General features: G+C 43.5%; 33 protein-coding genes. All 33 read left to right on the top strand.

All coding sequences use genetic code 11. The features are described 5' to 3' along the window. On the top strand, positions 1–232 hold a 232-nt coding region (rpsS, locus tag RT269_RS21805), incomplete at its 5' end, for a 30S ribosomal protein S19 (protein WP_313185760.1). Between the two features lie 70 nt (positions 233–302). After that, positions 303–689 carry a 50S ribosomal protein L22 gene (rplV, locus tag RT269_RS21800; RefSeq protein ID WP_029701447.1) on the top strand — a complete coding sequence of 129 codons (387 nt, stop codon included), beginning with the start codon at positions 303–305 and terminating at the stop codon, positions 687–689. A gap of 11 nt (positions 690–700) precedes the next feature. Next, positions 701–1,357 (top strand): 30S ribosomal protein S3, encoded by a 657-nt coding sequence (gene rpsC, locus RT269_RS21795; RefSeq protein ID WP_025231330.1) that lies wholly within the window; start codon positions 701–703, stop codon positions 1,355–1,357. Continuing rightward, entirely contained in the window at positions 1,357–1,782 is a 426-nt protein-coding gene (rplP, locus tag RT269_RS21790) for a 50S ribosomal protein L16 (protein WP_089995526.1), read from the top strand. Before rpsC ends, rplP begins: the two co-directional genes overlap by 1 nt. Before the next feature lie 2 nt (positions 1,783–1,784). Next, positions 1,785–1,991: a 50S ribosomal protein L29 gene (gene rpmC, locus RT269_RS21785; RefSeq protein WP_025231332.1), complete on the top strand. Its 207-nt coding sequence runs from the start codon at positions 1,785–1,787 to the stop codon at positions 1,989–1,991. A 93-nt stretch (positions 1,992–2,084) separates the two neighbouring features. Further along, positions 2,085–2,339, top strand: a complete 255-nt coding sequence (gene rpsQ / locus RT269_RS21780; RefSeq protein WP_313185758.1) for a 30S ribosomal protein S17 — start codon at positions 2,085–2,087, stop codon at positions 2,337–2,339. A 24-nt stretch (positions 2,340–2,363) separates the two neighbouring features. After that, positions 2,364–2,732 (top strand): 50S ribosomal protein L14, encoded by a 369-nt coding sequence (gene rplN, locus RT269_RS21775; RefSeq protein WP_313185756.1) that lies wholly within the window; start codon positions 2,364–2,366, stop codon positions 2,730–2,732. A gap of 14 nt (positions 2,733–2,746) precedes the next feature. Next, positions 2,747–3,052 carry a 50S ribosomal protein L24 gene (gene rplX / locus RT269_RS21770; RefSeq protein ID WP_313185754.1) on the top strand — a complete coding sequence of 102 codons (306 nt, stop codon included), beginning with the start codon at positions 2,747–2,749 and terminating at the stop codon, positions 3,050–3,052. Positions 3,053–3,073: 21 nt separating this feature from the next. Then, positions 3,074–3,613 (top strand): 50S ribosomal protein L5, encoded by a 540-nt coding sequence (gene rplE / locus RT269_RS21765; RefSeq protein WP_313185753.1) that lies wholly within the window; start codon positions 3,074–3,076, stop codon positions 3,611–3,613. A 16-nt stretch (positions 3,614–3,629) separates the two neighbouring features. Next, complete coding sequence (locus RT269_RS21760; RefSeq protein WP_124066982.1) at positions 3,630–3,815, top strand: type Z 30S ribosomal protein S14; 186 nt, start codon at positions 3,630–3,632, stop codon at positions 3,813–3,815. Between the two features lie 24 nt (positions 3,816–3,839). Next, the gene (gene rpsH / locus RT269_RS21755) at positions 3,840–4,241 is read left to right on the top strand and encodes a 30S ribosomal protein S8 (RefSeq protein WP_054740801.1); all 402 of its coding nucleotides are present in this window, start codon (positions 3,840–3,842) and stop codon (positions 4,239–4,241) included. 67 nt (positions 4,242–4,308) lie between these two features. Next, positions 4,309–4,851 carry a 50S ribosomal protein L6 gene (gene rplF / locus RT269_RS21750; protein WP_313185751.1) on the top strand — a complete coding sequence of 181 codons (543 nt, stop codon included), beginning with the start codon at positions 4,309–4,311 and terminating at the stop codon, positions 4,849–4,851. Positions 4,852–4,868: 17 nt separating this feature from the next. Then, positions 4,869–5,237, top strand: a complete 369-nt coding sequence (gene rplR / locus RT269_RS21745) for a 50S ribosomal protein L18 (protein ID WP_313185750.1) — start codon at positions 4,869–4,871, stop codon at positions 5,235–5,237. Between the two features lie 20 nt (positions 5,238–5,257). Beyond that, on the top strand, positions 5,258–5,767 hold the full coding sequence (rpsE, locus tag RT269_RS21740; protein WP_313185749.1) for a 30S ribosomal protein S5: 510 nt from the start codon (positions 5,258–5,260) through the stop codon (positions 5,765–5,767). A 13-nt stretch (positions 5,768–5,780) separates the two neighbouring features. Further along, positions 5,781–5,963 carry a 50S ribosomal protein L30 gene (gene rpmD, locus RT269_RS21735; RefSeq protein ID WP_100306047.1) on the top strand — a complete coding sequence of 61 codons (183 nt, stop codon included), beginning with the start codon at positions 5,781–5,783 and terminating at the stop codon, positions 5,961–5,963. Positions 5,964–5,989: 26 nt separating this feature from the next. Continuing rightward, positions 5,990–6,430, top strand: a complete 441-nt coding sequence (gene rplO, locus RT269_RS21730; RefSeq protein ID WP_025231340.1) for a 50S ribosomal protein L15 — start codon at positions 5,990–5,992, stop codon at positions 6,428–6,430. A gap of 1 nt (position 6,431) precedes the next feature. After that, positions 6,432–7,754, top strand: a complete 1,323-nt coding sequence (gene secY, locus RT269_RS21725; RefSeq protein WP_313185748.1) for a preprotein translocase subunit SecY — start codon at positions 6,432–6,434, stop codon at positions 7,752–7,754. A gap of 85 nt (positions 7,755–7,839) precedes the next feature. Beyond that, positions 7,840–8,484, top strand: a complete 645-nt coding sequence (locus RT269_RS21720) for an adenylate kinase (RefSeq protein WP_313185746.1) — start codon at positions 7,840–7,842, stop codon at positions 8,482–8,484. A gap of 3 nt (positions 8,485–8,487) precedes the next feature. Further along, a complete protein-coding gene (gene map, locus RT269_RS21715) occupies positions 8,488–9,252 on the top strand; it encodes a type I methionyl aminopeptidase (protein WP_313185744.1) in 765 nt (254 codons plus the stop codon). A gap of 10 nt (positions 9,253–9,262) precedes the next feature. Further along, positions 9,263–9,544: a hypothetical protein gene (locus tag RT269_RS21710; protein WP_313185743.1), complete on the top strand. Its 282-nt coding sequence runs from the start codon at positions 9,263–9,265 to the stop codon at positions 9,542–9,544. A gap of 5 nt (positions 9,545–9,549) precedes the next feature. Then, the gene (gene infA, locus RT269_RS21705; RefSeq protein WP_013274317.1) at positions 9,550–9,768 is read left to right on the top strand and encodes a translation initiation factor IF-1; all 219 of its coding nucleotides are present in this window, start codon (positions 9,550–9,552) and stop codon (positions 9,766–9,768) included. Positions 9,769–10,113: 345 nt separating this feature from the next. Beyond that, positions 10,114–10,227 (top strand): 50S ribosomal protein L36, encoded by a 114-nt coding sequence (rpmJ, locus tag RT269_RS21700; RefSeq protein WP_003497809.1) that lies wholly within the window; start codon positions 10,114–10,116, stop codon positions 10,225–10,227. A gap of 26 nt (positions 10,228–10,253) precedes the next feature. Beyond that, positions 10,254–10,622: a 30S ribosomal protein S13 gene (gene rpsM / locus RT269_RS21695; RefSeq protein WP_025231345.1), complete on the top strand. Its 369-nt coding sequence runs from the start codon at positions 10,254–10,256 to the stop codon at positions 10,620–10,622. 165 nt (positions 10,623–10,787) lie between these two features. Continuing rightward, positions 10,788–11,189 carry a 30S ribosomal protein S11 gene (gene rpsK, locus RT269_RS21690; protein WP_120196334.1) on the top strand — a complete coding sequence of 134 codons (402 nt, stop codon included), beginning with the start codon at positions 10,788–10,790 and terminating at the stop codon, positions 11,187–11,189. 16 nt (positions 11,190–11,205) lie between these two features. Next, positions 11,206–11,799 (top strand): 30S ribosomal protein S4, encoded by a 594-nt coding sequence (gene rpsD, locus RT269_RS21685; RefSeq protein ID WP_025231346.1) that lies wholly within the window; start codon positions 11,206–11,208, stop codon positions 11,797–11,799. A 104-nt stretch (positions 11,800–11,903) separates the two neighbouring features. After that, a complete protein-coding gene (locus tag RT269_RS21680; protein WP_025231347.1) occupies positions 11,904–12,872 on the top strand; it encodes a DNA-directed RNA polymerase subunit alpha in 969 nt (322 codons plus the stop codon). Positions 12,873–12,970: 98 nt separating this feature from the next. Further along, a complete protein-coding gene (locus tag RT269_RS21675) occupies positions 12,971–13,507 on the top strand; it encodes a bL17 family ribosomal protein (RefSeq protein WP_313185741.1) in 537 nt (178 codons plus the stop codon). Positions 13,508–13,800: 293 nt separating this feature from the next. Then, the gene (locus tag RT269_RS21670) at positions 13,801–15,027 is read left to right on the top strand and encodes an N-acetylmuramoyl-L-alanine amidase family protein (RefSeq protein WP_313185739.1); all 1,227 of its coding nucleotides are present in this window, start codon (positions 13,801–13,803) and stop codon (positions 15,025–15,027) included. Between the two features lie 23 nt (positions 15,028–15,050). Continuing rightward, on the top strand, positions 15,051–16,076 hold the full coding sequence (locus RT269_RS21665) for an N-acetylmuramoyl-L-alanine amidase family protein (RefSeq protein ID WP_313185737.1): 1,026 nt from the start codon (positions 15,051–15,053) through the stop codon (positions 16,074–16,076). Positions 16,077–16,273: 197 nt separating this feature from the next. Beyond that, positions 16,274–17,179 carry an energy-coupling factor transporter ATPase gene (locus RT269_RS21660; RefSeq protein ID WP_313185736.1) on the top strand — a complete coding sequence of 302 codons (906 nt, stop codon included), beginning with the start codon at positions 16,274–16,276 and terminating at the stop codon, positions 17,177–17,179. Further along, a complete protein-coding gene (locus RT269_RS21655; protein ID WP_313185734.1) occupies positions 17,169–18,017 on the top strand; it encodes an energy-coupling factor transporter ATPase in 849 nt (282 codons plus the stop codon). The genes RT269_RS21660 and RT269_RS21655 overlap by 11 nt, the downstream gene beginning before the upstream one ends. Before the next feature lie 13 nt (positions 18,018–18,030). Continuing rightward, a complete protein-coding gene (locus RT269_RS21650) occupies positions 18,031–18,831 on the top strand; it encodes an energy-coupling factor transporter transmembrane component T family protein (RefSeq protein WP_313185732.1) in 801 nt (266 codons plus the stop codon). Positions 18,832–18,855: 24 nt separating this feature from the next. Next, on the top strand, positions 18,856–19,908 hold a 1,053-nt coding region (gene truA, locus RT269_RS21645), incomplete at its 3' end, for a tRNA pseudouridine(38-40) synthase TruA (protein ID WP_313185730.1).

Raw genomic sequence — 19,908 nt, 5'->3', positions numbered from 1 at the left:
AAAAGTAGATGTTATGAACGCAGCAGGACAGAAGCAGGTAATTAAGACCTGGTCTCGCCGTTCTACAATCTTCCCGCAGATGGTTGGACATACAATTGCAGTTCACGATGGCAGAAAGCACGTTCCAGTATATGTTACAGAAGATATGGTTGGACATAAGCTGGGTGAATTCGTTGCCACAAGAACCTACAGAGGACATGGTAAGGACGAGAAAAAATCAGGCCGTAAGTAGATAGAAACAGACTCCTTTGGGCATTCTTTCGGATTCCCAGGGGCGTTAAAGTTGAAAGGAGGATTCACCAATGGCTAAGGGACATAGAAGCCAGATTAAAAGAGAAAGAAATGCCGTGAAGGACACCAGACCATCAGCAAAGTTATCCTATGCTAGGGTTTCTGTTCAGAAAGCATGCTTCGTATTAGATGCCATCAGAGGCAAAGATGTTATGACAGCACTTGGTATTGTGACTTACAATCCCAGATATGCTTCTTCTTTAATAGAGAAGTTATTAAAATCAGCAATTGCTAACGCTGAGAATAACAACGGTATGGACCCTGCAAAGCTTTATGTAGAGGAATGTTTTGCAAACAAGGGACCGACAATGAAAAGAGTAAAACCGAGAGCACAGGGCCGCGCTTACAGGATCGAGAAGAGAATGAGCCACATCACCGTCGTGCTTAATGAAAGATAAGGAGGCAAATAATGGGACAGAAAGTTAATCCACACGGCTTAAGAGTCGGTGTTATTAAAGACTGGAACTCAAAATGGTATGCTGAAGCTGATTTCGCAGATAACCTGGTTGAAGATTATGCGATCAGAAAGTTCCTTAAGAAAAGATTATACAGCGCCGGCATTTCTGATATAGAAATTGAGAGAGCATCTGACCGCGTGAAAATTACGATTCATACGGCTAAGCCAGGTGTTGTTATCGGTAAAGGCGGATCTGAGATTGAGAAATTAAAAGCTGAAGCTCAGAAGCTTACAGATAAAAAGTTATTTGTTGACATCAAGGAGATTAAAAGACCTGATAAAGATGCTCAGTTAGTAGCTGAATCTATTGCACAGCAGTTAGAGAACCGTGTATCCTTCCGCCGGGCTATGAAGTCCACCATGGGTCGTTCCATGAAGGCTGGAGTAAAAGGTATCAAGACTGCAGTTGCAGGACGTCTTGGCGGCGCTGATATGGCTCGTACTGAGTTCTACAGCGAAGGAACCATTCCGTTACAGACACTTAGAGCAGATATTGACTATGGTTTCGCTGAAGCAGATACAACCTTCGGTAAGATCGGTGTTAAGGTATGGATCTACAATGGCGAAATACTTCCAACTAAAGGAAACAAGGAAGGGAGCGGAAAATAATGTTAATGCCTAAAAGAGTTAAACGTCGTAAACAGTTCCGTGGATCCATGGCTGGTAAAGCGTTAAGAGGCAATACTATCAGCAACGGCGAGTTTGGTTTAGTTTCCATGGAACCATGCTGGATTAAATCCAACCAGATCGAGGCAGCCCGTGTTGCCATGACCCGTTATATCAAGCGTGGCGGTAAAGTCTGGATCAAGATTTTCCCGGATAAACCTGTAACAGCAAAGCCAGCAGAAACCCGTATGGGTTCCGGTAAGGGCGCTCTGGAATACTGGGTAGCAGTAGTAAAACCAGGCCGTGTATTATTCGAAATCGCTGGAGTACCTGAAGAAACAGCACGTGAAGCTTTACGTCTTGCTATGCATAAGTTACCGTGCAAGTGTAAGATTGCTGCTAAAGCAGATTTAGAAGGCGGTGAATGACAGTGAAAATTGATAAGTATGTTGAAGAATTAAAAGGAAAATCAGCTGCAGAACTGAATGTAGAATTAGTAGCTGCAAAGAAAGAACTTTTCAACTTAAGATTCCAGAACGCGACCAACCAGCTTGATAACACAAGCAGGATCAAAGAGGTTCGCAAGAACATTGCCAGAATTCAGACTGTTATAACTGAGAAGGCTAAATTAGCTTAAGTTGCAGTTTTTTAAAAAACATGACACACACGAGTGCGTGTAAACTTATAGATTGGGCCGCCAGGGCCAAAACTCGAAAGGAGAATACCGAACGTGGAAAGAAATTTAAGAAAAACCCGTACTGGTAAGGTTGTAAGCAGCAAGATGGATAAGACCATCGTTGTGGCTATTGAAGACCATGTAGAACATCCTTTATACGGCAAGATCGTAAAAAGAACGTATAAATTAAAAGCTCATGACGAGAACAACGACTGCAACATGGGCGATACAGTTAAAGTAATGGAAACAAGACCGCTGTCCAAAGACAAGAGATGGAGACTTGTTGAGGTTATCGAGAGAGCGAAATAATATATCCAGGAAGGAGTAACAGGCATGATTCAGCAGGAAACCAGATTAAAGGTTGCCGATAATACTGGTGCAAAAGAGCTTCTTTGTATCCGTGTTATGGGCGGATCTACAAGAAGATATGCTAATATTGGTGATGTTATTGTTGCCACCGTAAAAGATGCAACACCTGGCGGTGTTGTGAAGAAGGGCGACGTTGTTAAGGCTGTTGTCGTACGTACCGTTAAGGGCGCACGCCGTAAAGACGGTTCTTATATCAAGTTCGATGAGAATGCTGCCGTAATTATCAAAGATGACAAGACTCCAAAAGGAACTCGTATCTTTGGACCGGTTGCCAGAGAGTTAAGAGAGAAGCAGTTCATGAAAATTGTTTCCTTAGCTCCAGAAGTATTATAAGGAGGTGTCGGACTGTGCATAAAATTAAAAGAGACGACCTGGTAAAGGTTATCGCAGGTAAAGATAAAGACAAACAGGGCAAAGTTCTTCTCGTGGATACGAAGAATAACAAAGTGGTAGTGGAAGGTGTTAACATGATTACAAAGCATGTGAAACCAGGCCCAGGCAACCCACAGGGTGGTATCGTACAGAAAGAAGCTGCATTTGATATCTCCAACGTAATGCTTGTTGTTGACGGAAAAGCAACCAGAGTTGGTATTGAAGTAAAAGACGGCAAAAAAGTCCGTGTTGCAAAAGCAACCGGTAAAGTAATTGACTAATTCGGAGAGGAGGAATAAAAATTGGCTAGATTAAAAGAGATATACCAGACAGAGATCGTAGAAGGTATGGTCAAGAAATTTGGATATAAGAACAACATGGAAGTGCCAAAGTTAAATAAGATTGTCATCAATATGGGTATTGGTGAAGCAAAGGAAAATGCCAAGATTTTAGACTCTGCAGTAAGAGATTTAGAAATCATCTCCGGTCAGAAGGCAGTCTTGACAAAGGCTAAAAAATCAATTGCTAACTTCAAGATCAGAGAAGGTATGCCGATCGGATGTAAAGTAACTTTACGCGGTGAGAGAATGTATGAATTTGCTGACCGCCTGATCAACCTTGCACTTCCTCGTGTACGTGACTTCAGAGGAGTAAATCCTAATGCATTTGACGGCAGAGGGAACTATGCTCTTGGTATCAAGGAACAGCTTATTTTCCCTGAAATTGAGTACGATAAAGTTGACAAGGTAAGAGGTATGGACGTTATTTTCGTTACTACCGCTAAGACAGACGAAGAAGCCCGTGAACTTTTGACATTATTCAATATGCCATTTGCAAAATAGTAGGAGGAATTAATCCATGGCTAAGACTTCAATGAAGATCAAACAGCAGAGACCTGCAAAGTTCTCCTCAAGAGAATACAATCGTTGCAGAATCTGTGGTCGTCCACATGCTTATTTAAGAAAATACGGAATCTGCAGAATCTGCTTCCGTGAATTAGCATACAAGGGCCAGATCCCAGGCGTTAGAAAAGCAAGCTGGTAAAATAAGGAAGGAGGCAATTTCAAAATGACTATGAGCGATCCAATCGCAGATATGCTTACAAGAATCCGTAATGCAAATACTGCAAAACATGATACAGTAGATGTACCTTCATCTAAGATGAAATTAGCTATTGCTGATATCCTTGTAAAAGAGGGCTACATTAAGAAATACGATCTCGTAGAAGACGGTGCATTCCAGACAATCCGGATCACCTTAAAATACGGTAAAGATAAAAATGAGAAAATCATTACAGGTATTAAGAGAATCTCCAAACCTGGTTTACGTGTATACGCAAACAAGGAAGAGTTACCAAGAGTACTTGGCGGTTTAGGAACTGCTATTATCTCCACAAACCAGGGCGTTATTACCGATAAGGAAGCACGTACCATTGGAATCGGCGGAGAAGTACTGGCATTTGTTTGGTAATTAAGAGAAGCATCTGAAAACAGAAGAAGCGCAGAGCTTCTTCCGAAAATTTAAGGAGGTAAACGGCATGTCACGTATAGGAAGAATGCCTATCGCGGTTCCGGCAGGCGTAACTGTTGCAATCGCAGAAAATAATAAAGTGACTGTAACAGGTCCTAAGGGAACCCTTGAAAGAGTGTTACCATCTGAGATGACAATCAAAGAAGAAGATGGTCATATCGTTGTTACAAGACCGAACGATTTAAAGAAGATGAAATCTTTGCACGGTCTGACAAGAACATTAGTAAACAACATGGTCGTTGGTGTTACTAACGGTTATGAGAAGAAGCTGGAAATCAATGGTGTTGGTTACAGAGCACAGAAGCAGGGCAAGAAACTGGTTCTTTCTCTTGGTTATTCCCACCCGGTAGAGATGGAAGATCCGGAAGGTATCGAAGCTACCATGGAAGGCCAGAACGTCATCATTATTAAAGGTATCGATAAAGAAAAAGTTGGCCAGTACGCTGCTGAAATCAGAGATAAGAGAAGACCTGAACCGTATAAGGGCAAGGGTATCAAGTATGCTGACGAAGTGATCAGACGTAAAGTTGGTAAGACTGGTAAGAAATAATTAAGGAGAGTGTAAAGATGGTTAGCAAACAGTCAAGAAGCGAAGTTCGCGTTAAAAAGCACAACAGAATACGTAACCGTTTTGCAGGCACTGCAGAAAGACCGCGTTTAGCTGTGTTTAGAAGCAATAATCATGTGTATGCTCAAATTATTGACGATACAGTTGGTAAGACTTTAGTCGCTGCTTCTACAGTAGAAAAAGAAGTAAAGGCAGAATTAGAGAAAACTAACGACGTTGATGCTGCAGCATATGTAGGTACCGTAGTAGCAAAGAGAGCCCTTGAAAAAGGAATTAAGGGAGTTGTCTTTGACAGAGGCGGTTTTATATATCATGGTAAGATTCAGGCATTAGCAGACGCAGCCAGAGAAGCTGGTCTGGAATTCTAAGTAGAGAGGAGAATGACAGCGTGAAACGTACAATTTTTGATGCAAATCAGTTAGAATTAAACGACAGAGTAGTTGCTATCAAGCGCGTATCTAAAACCGTTAAGGGTGGACGTACCATGAGATTCTCTGCTTTAGTAGTCGTAGGTGATGGCAATGGCCACGTAGGTGCGGGTCTTGGCAAAGCCGGTGAAGTTCCAGAAGCAATCCGTAAAGGAAAAGAGGCTGCTGTTAAGAATATGGTTGCTATTCCCATCGATGAGAACAGCAGTATTCCTCATGACTTAATCGGAAAATTCGGAAGTGCATCCGTACTTCTTAAGAGAGCTAACGAAGGTACAGGAGTTATTGCAGGAGGTCCTGCACGTGCGGTTTTAGAGCTTGCAGGCGTTAAGAATATCCATTCTAAGTCCTTAGGTTCTAATAATAAGACCAATGTAGTTTTAGCTACAATCGAGGGATTAACCCGGTTAAAAACTCCTGAGGAAGTTGCAAAGCTTCGCGGTAAATCTGTAGAAGAGATTTTAGGCTAAGGAGGATATGAAAATGGCAGATAAATTAAAAGTCACATTGGTGAAATCCCCGATCGGCGCAGTTCCGAAGCATAAAGCAACCGTTGAAGCATTAGGCTTAAAGAAGCTTCATAAAACAGTTGAGATGCCGGATAATAACGCAGTTAGAGGTATGATCGCAAACGTGCGTCATTTAGTAAAAGTTGAAGAGATTTAAGAGAATACAGTAAGGAGGTGCAAGCGATGGATTTATCAAATTTACAGCCTGCGTTAGGTTCCAAACACAGCGACAACTTCAGAAGAGGCCGCGGACATGGTTCAGGAAACGGCAAGACAGCAGGTAAGGGTCATAAAGGACAGAAAGCACGTTCCGGTGCAACCAGACCAGGTTTTGAAGGTGGTCAGATGCCTTTATACAGACGTATTCCTAAGAGAGGCTTTACCAATAGAAATACTAAAATTATTATTGGTATCAATGTAGGCGCTTTAGAGTGTTTTGACAATGGTACAGTTGTTACTGTTGAAACTTTGTTAGAGAGCGGTATCGTTAAGAATCCGCGTGACGGTGTTAAGATCCTTGGAAATGGAGAATTAACCAAAAAGCTTACAGTAAAGGTAGATGCTTTCAGCGAAGGCGCAAAAACCAAAATCGAGGCTTTAGGTGGAACCTGCGAGGTGATCTAATATGTTAAAAACACTCCGTAATGCATTCAAGATCAAGGATGTAAGAAAGAAACTTATCTTTACATTCCTGATGCTGGTGGTTACTAGAATCGGTTCTCAATTGCCGATTCCAGGAGTTGAAACAAGCTTTTTTAAAGATTTTTTTGCTCGGCAGAATAATGATGCGTTTGGATTTTTCAACGCAATGACAGGCAGCTCCTTTACCAATATGTCCGTATTTGCCTTAAGCATTACCCCTTACATCACATCTTCCATCATCATGCAGCTTTTGACCATAGCGATTCCAAAGCTTGAGGAAATGCAGCGGGATGGGGAAGATGGCAGAAAGAAGATTGCAGAATACACCCGTTACGTAACAGTTGGTCTGGCTTTAATCGAGTCCGTTGCTATGGCGATCGGATTCGGCGGCCAGGGGCTGTTGAGAGAGTTTAATGTATTAAGTATTATTATTGCTGTTGCAACTATGACCGCAGGAAGTGCTCTTCTGATGTGGATCGGTGAGCGAATTACGGAAAAAGGTGTGGGAAATGGTATTTCCATTGTTTTGACCTTTAACATCATTTCCAGCTTTCCTACGGATGTGTCAACCTTATATACCAGATTCATGTCTGGAAAATCGGTTGCCGTAGCTGCAGTTGCAGCCATTATAATCGTTGCTGTTATCGCGGCGATTGTTATATTTGTTGTTATCCTTCAAAATGGTGAGAGAAGAATTCCTGTACAGTATTCTAAAAAGATGCAGGGACGGAAGATGGTCGGCGGCCAAGCCACCAATATTCCGTTAAAGGTGAATACAGCCGGCGTTATCCCGGTTATTTTCGCTTCCTCCATTATGTCGTTCCCGGTAGTGATTTCCCAGTTCTTTGGGGCCAAAATCAACTATAATAGCATTGGAGGCCACATTTTATCGGCACTGAATTCTTCAAGCTGGTTTAAACCGGAAAGACCGTTATATACCATCGGTCTGCTCGTCTACGTGGCTCTTATCATCGTGTTCGCTTATTTTTATACATCAATTACGTTTAACCCGCTTGAAGTTGCGAATAACATGAAAAAGTCCGGTGGCTTTATCCCGGGCATCCGTCCAGGTAAGCCAACCAGTGATTATCTCAATTCCATTTTGAACTATATCGTATTTATAGGCGCATGCGGCTTGACGATCATCTGTATTATTCCGATCATGGTTTCCGGTTTATTTAATGTAAGCCGTTTATCCTTTGGAGGTACATCTTTAATCATCATCGTCAGTGTAGTTTTAGAGACGTTGAAGGCGATTGAATCTCAGATGCTTGTGCGTTATTATAAAGGGTTTTTAAACGATTAGAGGACAAACCAAGAGAAACACGCACGGCGTGTTTCTCTTGGAATTTGTGTTATTTAACCTTAAAGAAGCAAGGGAGGGACTGTTTATGAGAATTATCATGTTAGGTGCTCCTGGTGCCGGCAAAGGTACCCAGGCAAAAAAAATTGCTGAAAAGTATCAGATTCCCCATATTTCTACCGGAGATATTTTCCGCTCCAATATTAAAGAGGGAACAGAGTTAGGCAGGAAGGCAAAGGAATACATGGATCAGGGCGCTCTTGTGCCGGATGAACTGACCATTGGTATGCTGATGGACCGTATTCAGAGTGATGACTGTGAAAACGGATACGTGCTGGATGGTTTTCCAAGAACCATTCCCCAGGCGGAAAGCCTTAATAAGGCGCTTTCTGATATGGGACAGAAGATTAACTTTGCGATTAATGTGGATGTACCGGATGAGATAATTATAGACAGAATGGCAGGCCGTCGTGCTTGCATTGCCTGCGGAGCTACATATCATATTGTGTATAATCCGAGCAGGGTTCCCGATATATGCAACGTGTGTGGAGCAGGGCTTGTTTTGCGGGATGACGATAAGCCGGAAACTGTTAAAAAGCGTTTGTCGGTCTACCATGACCAGACAAAGCCTCTGATCGAATATTATAAGGAAGCTGGTGTGCTGGTGAATATTAATGGAACACAGGAATTAAACAAGGTGTTCTCGGACATCGCTGTCCTATTAGGAGCATAGTTTATGTCAGTTACGATTAAATCTGCAAGAGAGATAGAACTTATGAGAGAGGCAGGAAAGATTCTTAGTAAAACTCATGAAGAGCTTTCAAAAGCCTTGAAGCCGGGAATGACAACCTGGGATATTGATCATCTGGGAGAAGAAATCATAAGGAGCTACGGCTGTAAGCCCTCTTTCCTGAACTATAACGGATATCCTGCCTCCATCTGCGTTTCTGTAAACGATGAAGTGGTTCATGGGATTCCAAGTAAAAAACGGATTTTAATGGAGGGCGATATCGTAAGCCTGGATGCCGGGGTTATTTACAAAGGATATCATTCCGATGCGGCAAGGACTTACGGAATCGGGGAGATCACTCCTTTCGCAGGGCAGCTCATAGAAGTGACAAGACAATGTTTCTTTGAAGGGATTAAATTTGCAAAATCTGGCAATCATCTGAATGATATATCTGCTGCAATCCAGATCCATGCAGAAAAATTTGGATATGGAGTTGTACGGGATCTGGTAGGCCATGGAATCGGATCTCATCTCCATGAGGAGCCGGAGGTGCCGAACTTTGCACAGAAAAGGCGGGGAATCAAATTGAAGCCGGGAATGACCTTGGCCATCGAACCCATGATCAATGGGGGAACACCGGAGGTCGTATGGCTTGATGATGACTGGACCGTAGTAACAGAGGATGGCAGCCTTTCCGCTCATTATGAAAATACCGTGCTGATTACAGAGGGTGAACCGGAGATTCTTAGTCTGGTTTCCTGTGACCGCTGAGGAAATGCCCATGGAATTAACTACCGGAGCATTCGTAAAGTCTGCGGCGGGTCACGATAAAGGCGGTTATTTCTTCATATTGCGGGAGGAAGGCGAATATATATATCTGGTGGACGGAAAAAGCAGACGTTTAAACTGCCCGAAGAAGAAAAAGAAAAAGCATGTGGAAGCCCTTTTATGGGAGAAACATTCGCCCGGAGTAAAGATCCGGGAAAATAAATTAGTCACCGATGAAGAAATCAAACATTTCATCAGATGTTTCAAAAGAGAAGAACAGGTTGTTAGGAGGTAAGATTTATGTCAAAAGCAGATGTTATTGAAATTGAAGGAACCGTTGTGGAGAAGCTTCCCAACGCCATGTTCCAGGTAGAACTGGAGAATGGCCATCAGGTACTTGCTCACATCAGCGGAAAACTTCGCATGAACTACATTCGTATTTTACCGGGAGATAAAGTGACCATTGAGATGTCCCCTTATGATTTAAGCAAGGGAAGGATCATCTGGAGAGACAAATAAGGCGCTGTTTTATAAAACGCTGCCTGTTTCCCTAGTGCGACACACCAGGGTAAAGGGTTAATAAATATATAGGAAAAAGTGCTTGCATTTTAAAATAAACAGTGTTATAATGCTATAGCGACTTTGTTGAAATACTGGGTGTATTATGCCCTTATGAGCAGCACTGGTTTTATGATAAAACACACTGCGGGTATACTCAGAAGGCTCTTTTCAAAAAGAGCTCCATCGCCACCAGGCTCGTAAAAGAACCGGCCGGGTGCGGGGGAGCGCTTTCGCGCGGAAACGTCTTTTAAAAGACGGAAAGTGCTTCATGTGAAAGGGCGCATAACGGAAAGGAGAATTGCTGTGAAGGTTAGATCATCAGTCAAACCGATTTGCGAAAAATGCAAAATCATTAAAAGAAAAGGCAGTATCAGAGTAATCTGTGAAAATCCTAAGCATAAGCAGAGACAAGGTTAAAAAAATAATGGAGGTGTAATACACAAATGGCTCGTATTTCAGGTGTTGATTTACCAAGAGAAAAACGTGTTGAGATCGGCTTGACCTATATCTACGGTATCGGCAGAACAAGTTCAAACCGCATCCTGACAGAGGCTGGCGTTAGTCCTGATACTCGTGTTAAGGACTTAACAGACGACGAAGTAAAGAGAATTTCATCAGTAATTACTGATTCTCAGATTGTTGAAGGTGATTTACGTAGAGAAATCGCTATGAACATCAAGAGACTTCAGGAAATCGGATGCTATCGTGGAATCCGTCATAGGAAGAGTCTGCCGGTTCGTGGTCAGAAGACAAAGACCAACGCAAGAACTCGTAAGGGTCCTAGAAAGACTGTAGCAAACAAGAAGAAATAAGCATTGAACATTGAGTGAGTTATCTCACGAACTCAGTGTGACGGCGTGCCCCGCTTTATCGGGCAAAGAACTTCATTATCCAACAACAGCGAATCACGTTACATGTTTTAAAAACAGGAATAACAGGATTCAGATGCAAGTAAAAAGAAAGTAGGTTAGTTTAAAATGGCTAAAAAAATGTCCACTACTAAAAAAGTGACAAAAAAGCGCGTAAAGAAAAACGTTGAACGCGGACAAGCACATATCCAGTCATCTTTTAATAACACGATCGTGACATTAACAGATACACAGGGTAATGCATTATCCTGGGCAAGTGCTGGTGGTCTTGGCTTCAGAGGTTCAAGGAAATCTACTCCATATGCAGCTCAGATGGCGGCAGAAACTGCTACTAAGGCAGCTCTTATACATGGTTTAAAATCAGTAGACGTTATGGTTAAAGGTCCTGGTTCAGGCCGTGAAGCAGCTATTCGCGCACTTCAGGCATGCGGATTAGAGGTAACCAGCATAAAGGATGTAACCCCAGTTCCACATAACGGTTGTCGTCCACCAAAACGTAGAAGAGTCTAATTAGGAGGTAATTACAGTGGCAGTTGATAGAGTTCCTGTTCTTAAAAGATGTAGATCCCTTGGTCTTGATCCAATCTATTTAGGAATAGATAAAAAATCAAACAGAGAATTAAAAAGAGCTAACAGAAAGATGAGTGAGTACGGCATTCAGCTTAGAGAAAAGCAGAAAGCTAAATTCATCTACGGAGTTCTTGAGAAACCTTTCCGTAACTACTATGCGAAGGCTTCCAGAATGAATGGTCTTGTGGGTGAAAACCTGATGATCCTTCTTGAGAGAAGACTTGACAATGTAGTATTCCGTATGGGATTCGGAAGAACAAGAAGAGAGACCAGACAGATGGTTGACCACAAGAGCATTCTTGTAAACGGCAAATGCGTAAACATTCCTTCCTATTTAATTAAGGCTGGAGATGTGATCGAAGTTAAAGAGAAGTGCAAAGCCAATTCAAGATTCAAAAGTGTTCAGGAATCAACCGCTGGACGTATGGTTCCGGCATGGCTTGATGTTGACCATGAGAATTTACGTGGTACTGTTAAAGAGTTACCAACAAGAGATGAGATTGATGTTCCGGTGAATGAAATGCTTATCGTCGAGTTGTACTCCAAATAATTGAAAGTCTGTTGATTGAAGCCGGCTTTCGCCCAGGGGTTCCCCCTGGGCAAGGTTTGAGTATAAGACCCTCGATACAAAATACCCAAAAGGAGGGGCTATTAGTGTTCGATTTTGAAAAACCAAACATTGAGATTGCTGAAATCTCAGAAGACAAGAAATATGGCAAATTTGTAGTTGAACCGCTTGAAAGAGGTTATGGCACGACTTTAGGAAATTCCTTGAGAAGAATCATGCTTTCTTCCTTACCGGGCGCTGCAGTCAGTCAGGTAAAAATCGACGGCGTTTTGCATGAATTCAGTTCTATTCCAGGAGTTAAGGAAGATGTGACTGAGATCATCATGAACATCAAGAGCTTATCTATTAAGAATAATAGCGATACCAACGAAGCTAAGGTTGCATACATTGAGTTTGAAGGCGAAGGCGTTATTACGGCTGCGGACATTCAGGCGGATCCGGATATTGAGGTCATGAATCCGGAACAGATCATTGCAACTCTCAGCGGCGGCACGGACAGCAAGTTCTATATGGAACTTACTATCACTAAGGGCCGTGGCTATGTAAGCGCAGACAAGAATAAGAGTGAAGATTTACCGATTGGCGTGATTGCCGTTGATTCTATCTATACACCAGTCGAGCGCGTCAACATGACGGTAGAAAACACCCGAGTAGGTCAGGTTACAGATTATGATAAGCTGACATTAGATGTTTTTACAAACGGTACTTCGGCACCGGATGAAGCGGTCAGCCTTGCCGCTAAGGTGCTCAGCGAGCACTTGAATCTGTTCATTGATTTATCTGAGAACGCCAAGACTGCAGAAGTTATGGTGGAAAAAGAGGATAATGAGAAGGAAAAGGTTTTGGAAATGAACATTGATGAACTGGAGCTTTCCGTCCGTTCATACAACTGTCTGAAGAGAGCCGGTATCAATACAGTAGAAGAACTGTGCAACCGTACCTCTGAGGACATGATGAAGGTTCGTAACCTGGGCCGCAAGTCTTTAGAAGAAGTGCTGGCCAAATTAAAAGAGTTAGGCTTGCAGCTTAACCCAAGCGATGATGCCGGTGTATAACCGGATCGCTTGAATTAGGTAATTTATGGAGATTAAGCACCGGTACAGTAAGTCCGAAGAAGCGTGTACCTGTGTTCCACAAATGGAGGAATATTAAAATGGCAGGATATAGAAAGCTGGGAAAAACTTCCAGCCAAAGAAAAGCATTAATCAGAAGCCAGGTAACCGCATTATTATATAATGGCAAAATCGTGACAACAGAGGCAAGAGCAAAAGAAATCCGCAAGGTGGCTGAAGGCCTCATCGCTTTAGCGGTAAAAGAGAAAGACAACTTTGAGACTGTTAAGGTTACCGCAAAGGTTGCACGTAAAGATAAAGACGGCAAGAGAGTAAAAGAAGTTGTTAACGGCAAGAAAGTTACCGTATACGATGAAGTAGAGAAAGAGATCAAGAAAGATCTTCCTTCCAGACTTCACGCAAGAAGACAGATGTTAAAAGTTCTTTACGATGTAACAGAAGTTCCCGCACAGGCTGCAGGAAGAAAGAAAAATACAAAATCTGTTGATCTGCCAAAGAAACTGTTTGAAGAAGTTGCACCAAAGTACGTATCCCGCAACGGTGGTTACACACGTATCATTAAGATCGGCCAGCGTAAGGGTGACGGAGCTATGGCAGTGGTACTTGAACTGGTATAACCCACGTAAGCAATGAGCAGTGCTGAAGAGAGGTTCGATAAAATTTTCGTTGTGCTTGCACATAAGAAAATCTTATCGAACCTTTCTTCATAGGGCGAATGCCCCCCAACCCAATATTGGAGCACGCCCAATATCGGGATTTTTTATTTTTCTGCTGATCCATACAGAAATGCAAGAATAAAGAAAGAATATCGTAAGTTGACGGATAATTGCTTTTAGGGATATAATGTCAGTAGTAGAAGTAGATGACTGTTTTGTCAAATTACGTTAATTTATAGTGGGAGGTTTTTTTTATGAGACTTTTTAAACGGTTAGCTGCAATGGCTTCTATGGTAAGCCTGCTGGGACTCAGCATCCCATTTGAATCTCTGGCTGCTGTAAAGACCATAACATCAGTGACCATTTACGCAGGATTAGAGGAGCTTGCCTCAGGGGATACGCTGCCATCAGAGAGTAGTTTTAAGACTAACGAAGGTTCAGGGAATTACGTTTACAGCAACAATGATAGATACGAAGTGACGGATTTGGATTGGATCACATCTGATACGAAGGAAATGAAGGTTGGTTCCGAACCAAAGATGAAGGTGACTTTAAGGGCGACAAACTCTGATGAGTATGCTTTTAAGGGTGGTTATCAGTCCAGTAATGTATCAATTAAAGGAGGAACCTATGTTTCTTCCAGCCGATCAGGATCGGATACGCTGTATGTTACATTTACCTTTAAGCCTGTAAAGGGAACTTATGAATCACCCCAGGATGCTGATTGGAGAGATTCCGGATACGGCACTGCCAAGTGGAGCTCTGTAGATAATAGTTCAGGCGCCTATGATGTTTATCTATACCGGGGAAGCAGCATTATAAAGAAGGTGGAGAAGCTTAAGGCTACCACTTATAACTTCTTTCCTTATATGACAAAGGCAGGCACCTATAGCTTTAAGGTTCGTACCGTACCTTATACGGAGAGCGAGCAGAAATATGGTAAGAACAGTGAATGGACCGAATCTGGCGAAGTATACCTGCCCCAGGAAAAGGTATCAGATGGAAGCGGCCAGGATAACAGTGCGGTAGCAAACGGCCAAGTCGGCTGGATTAAGACCGGAAACATCTGGTATTACCGATATCCAGACGGAACCTATCAAAAGAACAACTGGGCTAAAATCAATAATAAGTGGTATTTATTTGATTCCAACGGGGGTATGGTCACCGGCTGGCAGCAGAGGAATAATTTATGGTATTTCTTAAACAGCGATGGTGCAATGACAACGGGCTGGGTAGTTTCCAATAACAAATGGTATTATTTAAACCCATCTACGACAAGCGGTGTAGAGGGAGCCATGATCACTGGCTGGGTCAATTACAATAATAAATGGTATTATACGGATTCCACCGGAGCCATGCAGGAAGGCTGGAGGCAGGTAGACGGAAATTGGTACTACTTCTATCCAGGTGAAGGCTCAAAGGCTGTCAATACTACCATCAGTGGCTTTCCGGTAGACGGCAACGGTATCTGGCGTAAGTAATATCAGGAAAGGAAGTAGATACTATGAAATGGATGCAGGGGAAAGGGAAGTGGCTGGTTCTTTTATGCGCTTTTATGGTTCTGGGAACAGGGATGACAGTCCCGGCTTCCGGAAGCTTGAAGATCCGCCTGGATCATGGAAGTAAGAGCAGTTGGACGGAAGGAATACAGGTTCCGGATGTTACCGTCAACTATTCTGAGGTAAGTCCGAAATGGAGCAAGGAGAATACAGAAGATTGGGTTCCAGGTAAGAAGATCACCGGCACAATAACCGTGAATGGCACGTTTACCAGATCTGACTGCACGATTTATGGTGGAAGCCTGGTTTCTGTAAAGGCAGAGTTTGGTGAAACCGAGATAAAGGTTTCCTATGTTCCGGTAGCAATGCTGGAAAGCCCGGAAAAGGCAGGTTGGAGCGATGACGCAAAGACGAAGGCTTCCTGGAAAAAGGTTCCTTTTGCATCCAGGTATCAGGTGGTCCTCTATAAGGAAGGCGGCATCTGGATCAAAAGCCTGACCACCTCATCTACAGCTGTGGACCTTTTGCAGTATATGGACGGAGGTTATAAATACTTCTATACCGTAAAGGCAATCCTAAAAGATTCTTCTGAAGAAGATTATTTAAAAGAAGGAGAAGTGACCACCTCCGATGATTCTGTGATTCAGGAACTGGGAGATACTTCGGGAACCTGGGCAGAGTATCAGAATGGAAAAAAGTACAGGGGCGAGGACGGTAATTACGTTGCCAGCCAATGGAAGATGGTCAGCGGAAAATGGTACTATTTTAACAAGGATGGCTACGCAGTTGTTGGCTGGCAGTTAATAGGCGACAAATGGTATTATATGGGAGCCAATGCCCAGATGATGACCGGCTGGCAGCAGATAAACGGAAAGTGGTATTATTTAAATGCTGACGGAGATATGGCTATCGGCTGGATCCAGCCTCAGCCTGGAAAGTGGTATTATCTCTATAGTGACGGCAGCCTGGCGGTGAATACAAAGGTCGACGGTATATACCACATTGATGCTTCCGGACTTTGGGTTCCGTAATAAAAATGGCACAGATGACTGCATCTGTGTCATTTTTTTATCCCTGGATATAAAGGAAAGGTTTCAAACGCTTCATTTTGCTGCCTTTTGCACTCATGAAATTACAAAAGATTCACGTCTATGCTTGACTGTTATGAAATATTCATCTAAAATTATGTGGCATATGTATGTTTGAGTTTATCAGAGAAAGGTCTGCTATGGGAATAATAAAAACTTCTAAACTGATATTTGATTATATCAGAAGAGATGAGGAAGAAAATATTGAAGAGATTAAGCGTGCCATTGACGGCGTCAGTTTGGATATTAAGGCCGGGCAGTTTGTAGCCATACTTGGACACAACGGTTCCGGCAAGTCGACCTTTGCAAAGCAGTTAGATGCGATCCTGCTTCCTACGGAGGGAACCGTGTGGATTCAGGGAATGGACACTTCCGTGGAAGAAAATTTATGGGAAGTTCGGAAAAAGACCGGAATGGTATTCCAGAACCCGGATAATCAGATCATCGGAAATATCGTGGAGGAAGATGTAGGGTTTGGTCCTGAAAACCTGGGAGTTCCTACGGAGGAGATATGGAAGCGGGTGGATGAGAGCCTGGAGAGTGTTGGAATGGCTGCATTTCGCCTAAAATCCCCTAATCGGCTTTCCGGCGGCCAGAAGCAAAGGGTTGCCATTGCCGGCGTTATGGCAATGTGGCCTCAGTGCATTGTGTTGGACGAGCCTACGGCCATGCTTGATCCTAACGGCCGGAAGGAAGTTGTGAAGACGGTCAGGGAATTAAACAGGAAGGAAGGAATCACAGTCCTGCTGATTACTCATTATATGGAAGAGGTCATAGATGCAGACCGGGTCATTGTCATGGACAACGGTAAGGTGGTCATGGACGGAACTCCAAAGGAAATTTTTTCAAGGGTCGAGGAACTTAAATCCTACCGCCTGGATGTTCCCCAGGTAACAGAGCTGGCCTATGAACTGCAAAAGAATGGCGTTGACTTACCGGATGGGATACTGACACTGGAAGAACTGATGGAAAAACTTCTGCCAAAGTTCGCAGAGCGTTTTCCTGGAAAGGTGACTCTGGGGAATGGAGTAAAGGATGGCAATTAGAGCAGAGCATTTAAATTATGTTTATGGGCCTGGTACAGCCTTTGAGCAGCATGCGCTAAAGGATGTGAATCTGGAAATAAACGATGGGGAATTTGTCGGCCTTATCGGGCATACAGGTTCCGGGAAGTCGACCCTGATCCAGCATTTAAACGGATTGATGAAAGCCACTGATGGCGCCATCTATTATAATGGAAGAAACATTTATGAGGAAGGATACAATCTACGTGCATTAAGAAGCAAGGTTGGGCTTGTATTCCAGTATCCGGAACATCAGCTTTTTGAGATCAATGTGTTTACAGACGTTTGCTTTGGGCCAAAGAATCAGGGGCTTTCCAAGGAGGATGCCGAGAAAAGGGCAAGGGAAGCACTCACTATGGTAGGGCTTGATGAAAGCTTTTATGCCCGTTCGCCTTTTGAACTTTCCGGAGGGCAGAAAAGACGTGTGGCCATTGCCGGTGTTCTGGCCATGGAGCCGGAGGTGCTCGTACTGGATGAACCTACTGCAGGCCTGGATCCAAGGGGAAGAGACGAGATCCTGGACCAGATTGCACGGCTTCATAAGGAAAGGAATATGACCATTATACTGGTTTCCCACAGCATGGAGGACATTGCCCGGTATGTGGACCGGATTCTGGTTATGAATCAAGGGGAAAAGGTGTTTGATGATACTCCGAAGGAAGTGTTTAAGCATTATAAGGAGCTGGAAGCTATCGGCCTTGCAGCGCCTAAAATCACCTATGTGGTCCATTCGCTGCAGGATCATGGAGTTCCTGTTGATGTTAACGTTACAACCGTAGAAGAAGCCAGAGACGAGATTTTACGGCTTCTTGAAAAATAGATCGGGAGATATTATGCTGAAAGATATTACTTTAGGGCAGTATTATCCGGTGGATTCAAAGCTTCACAGACTGGATCCCCGGACAAAGCTGTTTGGGACTATGGTTTTTATTATATCCCTTTTTATTGCAAATGACATATGGGCGTATTTGATCGCCACTTTTTTTCTGATCACATCGATCCGATTAAGCCAGGTTCCATTTAAATTCATGGTACGCGGGTTAAAGGCGATTGTGTTTCTTTTACTCATCAGCGTCAGCTTTAATTTATTCCTGACTCCGGGAGAACCCATCTTCCAGCTGGGATTTTTAAAATTGACAAAAGAAGGTGTGAAAACGGCGTCCTTCATGGGAGTCCGGCTCATTTACCTGGTGGTTGGCTCTTCCATCATGACTCTTACCACCACGCCAAACCAGCTGACCGATGGCCTGGAAAAGAGCCTGGGGTTTTTAAAAAAGGTGGGAGTTCCGGTCCATGAGGTATCCATGATGATGTCCATTGCTTTAAGATTCATTCCGATCCTAGTGGAAGAAACCGATAAGATCATGAAGGCTCAGATGGCCAGGGGTGCTGATTTTGAAACAGGGAATCTGATTCAGAAGGCAAAGAATATGATACCTCTTCTGGTACCCTTATTTATTTCCGCATTCCGCCGTGCTACGGACCTGGCAATGGCCATGGAGGCCAGATGCTACCGGGGCGGAGAAGGAAGGACTAAAATGAAGCCTCTTCGGTATGGAAAGCAGGACGGGATCGCCTATCTGGTGTGCCTGGTATATCTGGCCGCTGTCGCAGGACTTCGTATCATGGGATAAGGCTCCCATAAAATAGGAGGATGTATGAAACGGGTTAAAATGATTGTGGCCTATGACGGCACCAATTACTGCGGCTGGCAGATCCAGAATAACGGGATCACCATTGAGGAGGTTCTTAATAGGGAACTGACGAAACTTTTAAAGGAGCCTGTAACCGTAATCGGGGCCAGCAGAACCGATTCCGGGGTTCACTCGGAAGGGAATGTGGCGGTCTTTGATACAGAGAACCGGATGCCTGCCGATAAAATATGCTTTGCCTTAAACCAGAGGCTGCCGGATGATATCCGGATCTTACAGTCTGAGGAGGTAGCGCCGGATTATCATCCGAGAAAGCAAAATTGTGTTAAAACCTATGAATATAAAATCATGAACCGGAAAATCGAAGTACCGACCATGAGGCTTTACAGCTATTTCTGTTATTTTCCCCTGGATGTGGAGCGGATGCGGGAAGGCGGGGCTTATCTGGTGGGAGAACATGATTTTAAAAGCTTCTGTACGGCCCGTGGACAGGCGGAAGAGACCGTACGTACCATTTATAGCCTGGACATTGAAAAGAGCGGGGATCTCATTACAATCCGTATCAAGGGCAGCGGTTTTCTGTATAACATGGTGCGGATCATTGCCGGAACGTTGATGAAGGTTGGTATGGGGGGGTATCCGCCGGCTCATGTGGAAGAGATTCTTGATGCCAGGGACCGGAAGGTGGCCGGGCCAAAGGCTGCGGCAAAGGGACTTTCCCTGATAAGCCTTGATTATGAAACAGAACTTAAAAAACAGATCCAGGGAGATAATAAGGAATGGAGCTATACTCTTTCCCAGAATAAGATTGTTTCGGAAGGAAAAGCCTGGCTTCATATTCACCGGTGCAGGGAAGAGGATTTTGAAAGACTTTTGATCCGTGTGGTCCATCAGGCGGTTCAAAATGGTGCAAAAACCATTTTTGTTCGGGACGAGGAGATGGATGGAAGGATCATTTTGGGAAAGCCCTCCGGATTTTATATTTTTAAGGCTGATCCTGAGAGCCAGGTATGGTATGTGACACAAAACAGGCCGAAAAACCTTGATTTTATGGGAAAA

The sequence above is a fragment of the Lacrimispora sp. genome, from assembly GCF_032078915.1.
Classification (GTDB): Bacteria; Bacillota; Clostridia; order Lachnospirales; family Lachnospiraceae; genus Lacrimispora.
Note: the sequence above shows the minus strand (reverse complement) of the source record. Positions and strands in the feature narration are given on the sequence as shown.